The 2,979-nt window shown below is 74.6% G+C and carries 6 protein-coding genes; all 6 read left to right on the forward strand.

All coding sequences use genetic code 11. The features are described 5' to 3' along the window. Nucleotides 1-134: 134 nt before the first annotated feature. Nucleotides 135-1,979 carry a prolyl oligopeptidase family serine peptidase gene (locus tag ACWGDE_RS37775; RefSeq protein WP_453393609.1) on the forward strand — a complete coding sequence of 615 codons (1,845 nt, stop codon included), beginning with the start codon at nt 135-137 and terminating at the stop codon, nt 1,977-1,979. Then, entirely contained in the window at nt 1,979-2,095 is a 117-nt protein-coding gene (locus ACWGDE_RS37780) for an ALQxL family class IV lanthipeptide (RefSeq protein WP_453393610.1), read from the forward strand. Before ACWGDE_RS37775 ends, ACWGDE_RS37780 begins: the two co-directional genes overlap by 1 nt. A 120-nt stretch (nt 2,096-2,215) precedes the next feature. Further along, nucleotides 2,216-2,329: an ALQxL family class IV lanthipeptide gene (locus tag ACWGDE_RS37785; RefSeq protein ID WP_453393611.1), complete on the forward strand. Its 114-nt coding sequence runs from the start codon at nt 2,216-2,218 to the stop codon at nt 2,327-2,329. A 98-nt stretch (nt 2,330-2,427) separates the two neighbouring features. Then, entirely contained in the window at nt 2,428-2,544 is a 117-nt protein-coding gene (locus ACWGDE_RS37790) for an ALQxL family class IV lanthipeptide (protein ID WP_453393612.1), read from the forward strand. A 65-nt stretch (nt 2,545-2,609) separates the two neighbouring features. After that, nucleotides 2,610-2,726: an ALQxL family class IV lanthipeptide gene (locus tag ACWGDE_RS37795; RefSeq protein WP_453393613.1), complete on the forward strand. Its 117-nt coding sequence runs from the start codon at nt 2,610-2,612 to the stop codon at nt 2,724-2,726. A 73-nt stretch (nt 2,727-2,799) separates the two neighbouring features. Further along, the gene (locus ACWGDE_RS37800; protein ID WP_453393614.1) at nt 2,800-2,919 is read left to right on the forward strand and encodes an ALQxL family class IV lanthipeptide; all 120 of its coding nucleotides are present in this window, start codon (nt 2,800-2,802) and stop codon (nt 2,917-2,919) included. Nucleotides 2,920-2,979 lie beyond the last annotated feature (60 nt).

Here is a 2,979-nt window from a genome sequence, read left to right on the forward strand (position 1 = left end):
CGTGGTCTTCCTGCCGCCCGTGCTGCGCCGCAGCCACCGCGAGCAGAGCCGCGCCACGGCGGTCCGCGGCCGTGGATGGCCGACGGACCGGCGCTCCCTCAGGGCGGTCCGGCCGACTGTAGGCAGGTGCGGCCGTGAGCGCCCGTACCGCGGTCCTGCCGCCGGACGGCCGTCCGGCCGCACCGGCCGACGCCGAGGTGACGGTCCGTACCAGCTTCCGGTTCTCCGCCGACGGCCTGCGGGCCGCGTGCGTGGCCACCGGCACCGACGGACACCACTTCGCCGAGGGCTGGCACCTGGGCCCGTCCGGTCCCCGGCTCGAGCTGAGGACCGCGCTGGGCAGCGACCCCGCCTGGACCCAGCTCCTCCCCCTCGACGGTACGAGCCTGCTGGCCTCCTGGCACGGACGGGGCGGCGCGCAGACGCTGGCCCGGCTGACCGTCGACGGACACCAGGACGCCGTCCCGGTGCCGGGCGGGCGGCCGCTGCGGCTGCTCCCTGCGCCCGAAGGCTCCGGACTGCTGGCCCTCGGGGTGAGCGGCGGCGCGGCGCGCGACACGCTCGTCCTCGCGGTCCGCGGTGACCAGCCACGGTTCGAGGTGACGACCCGGGTCACCGGCACGCTGCTGGGCGGGATCGTGCTCGACCACCGGGTCCTGTTCACCCGACTGCTCGACGAGGTCCCGGGGCCGGTGGTGCTCGACCTCCGTGACGGCGGGCTCCGGGATCTGACGGCGCGCAGCGGGCCGGCCCACGTGCTGGCCGCGGCCACCGGACGGGTCCTGCTCGCCCGGCTCACCCCCGAGGGGAACCGGCTCGCGCTGGCGGACCTGGACGGTGATACGCCCCTGCGCGCGGTCCACGGCGACACCGGTCTCCCCGGCGCCGTCCACCCGCTCGCCCTGGAACCGGACGGCGACCGGCTGGCCCTGCTCACCACGTCCGGGGCCAGGTCGTGCCTCACCCTTCTCGACCCGGTCTCGGGCAACGCCCGTCAGATCGACATGCCGCCGGGGGACCTGCTGCCCTTCGCGGCGTGGACCGGGAACGGGCTGTGGCTGCCGCACTCCGACCCGGGCCGGCCGCGCACCCTCGGCTGGGTGCCGGCCGCCGCCACCTCCCTCGAACTTCCCGAACCGGCCCGTCCCGGTCACCACCCGGCCCGTCTGGAGACCTTTCCCGGAGCGGACGGCCCCGTCGAGGCCGTGCTGTACGGGCCCGACTGGCGCACCGCTCGGCAGGTCGTGCTGGCCCTGCACGGCGGGCCCAACAGCCGCTGGACCCTGGGCTTCGATCCGTTCCTGCAAGCGCTGGCGGCAGCCGGCCTGGCGGTGGTCGCGCCGAACCCGCGCGGCAGTACCGGATACGGCGCCGCCCACACGCTGGCCATCAGCGGGGCGTGGGGCGGTCCCGACCTCGCGGACGTCACCGCCGTCGGACGCTCCCTGATCCGCGAGCGCGGTACGGGGCGCTCCCGGCCGGCCCTGTACGGGGTCAGCTACGGCGCCTTCCTGGCCCTGCTGGCTGCGACGGCCGAACCCGACGGCTGGTCGGCCTGCGCGGCCGTGGCGCCGTTCCTGTCCGGTCCGCGGCTGCACGCCGAGGGCTCGGCGCAGGTCCGCGCCATGGTCGAGCGGCTGGACGGACTGACGCCCGTACGGGACGAGCTCGGCCCGCGGGACGTGGAGCGGTCGGCTCCCGCCCTGTCGGTGCCGCTCCTGCTCGTCCACGGCGCCCGCGACGACTCCGTGCCGGTCGGCCACTCACGGGCACTGGTGGAACGGCTGACCGCCCTCGGCCGCCGCCCCGGCACCGACTTCCACTACCTCGAGCTTCCCGAGCGCGGCCATGCCGTGCTCGGGACCGGAACCGACGATCCGGTCCTCGCATCGGTCGTGCGCTTCCTCGCCGGGCAGGGCCACCCCGCCCCGCCCGGGTCCGTACCGGCACCACCTGATGTGAAGGGAGGTGATCACTGATGGAGCTCGATCTCGACGCCCTGCAGCAACTTCCCACGGAGGAGGAGCAGGCCAACTGGCCCTGCCGCTACTCCTGCTGCACTTCCTGCCCGGTCACCGGCCCCGACCCGTCGTGACGGCGGGCCGCTGAAGCGGACCTCCGGACCTCCGGTCCCGCCGTCACCGGCGAGGAGGTGCCCTTCCGACCGACGGCCGGCACCCGCTGACCGTACCGACCTTCAGAGAGGAACACCGTCATGGAGCTCAACCTCGACGCCCTGCAGCAGCTGCCCACCGAGGAGCAGCAGGCGACCATCTGCAGCTACACCTGCAGCGTGACCTGCCCGTACACCCAGCGCGACGGGTCGTGACGGAGGCCGGTGACCCGGCCCTCCCCCACCTCCCCGCGGCGCCCCTCCCCCGGGACAGCGCCGCGCCCGACCCACCGATGAACAAGAGGAGATCACCCATGGAACTCGACCTCGACGCCCTGCAGCAGCTCCCCGCCGAGGAGGAGCAGGCCGGAGTCTGCGGCTACTCCTGCCGCACCACCTGCCCGAACACCTGCACCGTCACCGGCGCGTAAGTCCCGTACGAAACCGCGGACGGCGAACCCCGCCGACCACACCCCCTTCAGAGAGGAACACCGTCATGGAGCTCGACCTGGACGCCCTGCAGCAGCTGCCCGCCGAGGAGGAGCAGACGACCGTCTGCCGCCTCTCCTGCAAGGTCACCTGCGACATCACCTGCACCGCCACCGGCGTCTGACTCCGGCCAACTCCCGCACGAAACCGCGGACGGCACACCCGCCGGCCGTAACCGTCCCAGAGAGGAACACACCATGATCGAGATCGACCTCGACGCCCTGCAGCAGCTCCCCGCCGAAGAGGAGCAGGCCGGAGTCTGCGGCTACTCCTGCCGCGTCTCCTGCCCGAGCACCTGCACCATCACCGGCGCCTGACAGCCCGGCGGGAGGCCCGGCCGGAGCCGGTCGGGCCGCCCCCACCGCAGCCCCGCCACC

This window comes from Streptomyces sp. NPDC054956, assembly GCF_053609185.1.

Bases quoted from the DNA above. Each gene is read 5' to 3' on its own strand.
- ACWGDE_RS37780 (WP_453393610.1), top strand. From the start codon at position 1,979: ATGGAGCTCGATCTCGACGCCCTGCAGCAACTTCCCACGGAGGAGGAG.
- ACWGDE_RS37785 (WP_453393611.1), top strand. From the start codon at position 2,216: ATGGAGCTCAACCTCGACGCCCTGCAGCAGCTGCCCACCGAGGAGCAG.
- ACWGDE_RS37795 (WP_453393613.1), top strand. From the start codon at position 2,610: ATGGAGCTCGACCTGGACGCCCTGCAGCAGCTGCCCGCCGAGGAGGAG.
- ACWGDE_RS37790 (WP_453393612.1), top strand. From the start codon at position 2,428: ATGGAACTCGACCTCGACGCCCTGCAGCAGCTCCCCGCCGAGGAGGAG.
- ACWGDE_RS37800 (WP_453393614.1), top strand. From the start codon at position 2,800: ATGATCGAGATCGACCTCGACGCCCTGCAGCAGCTCCCCGCCGAAGAG.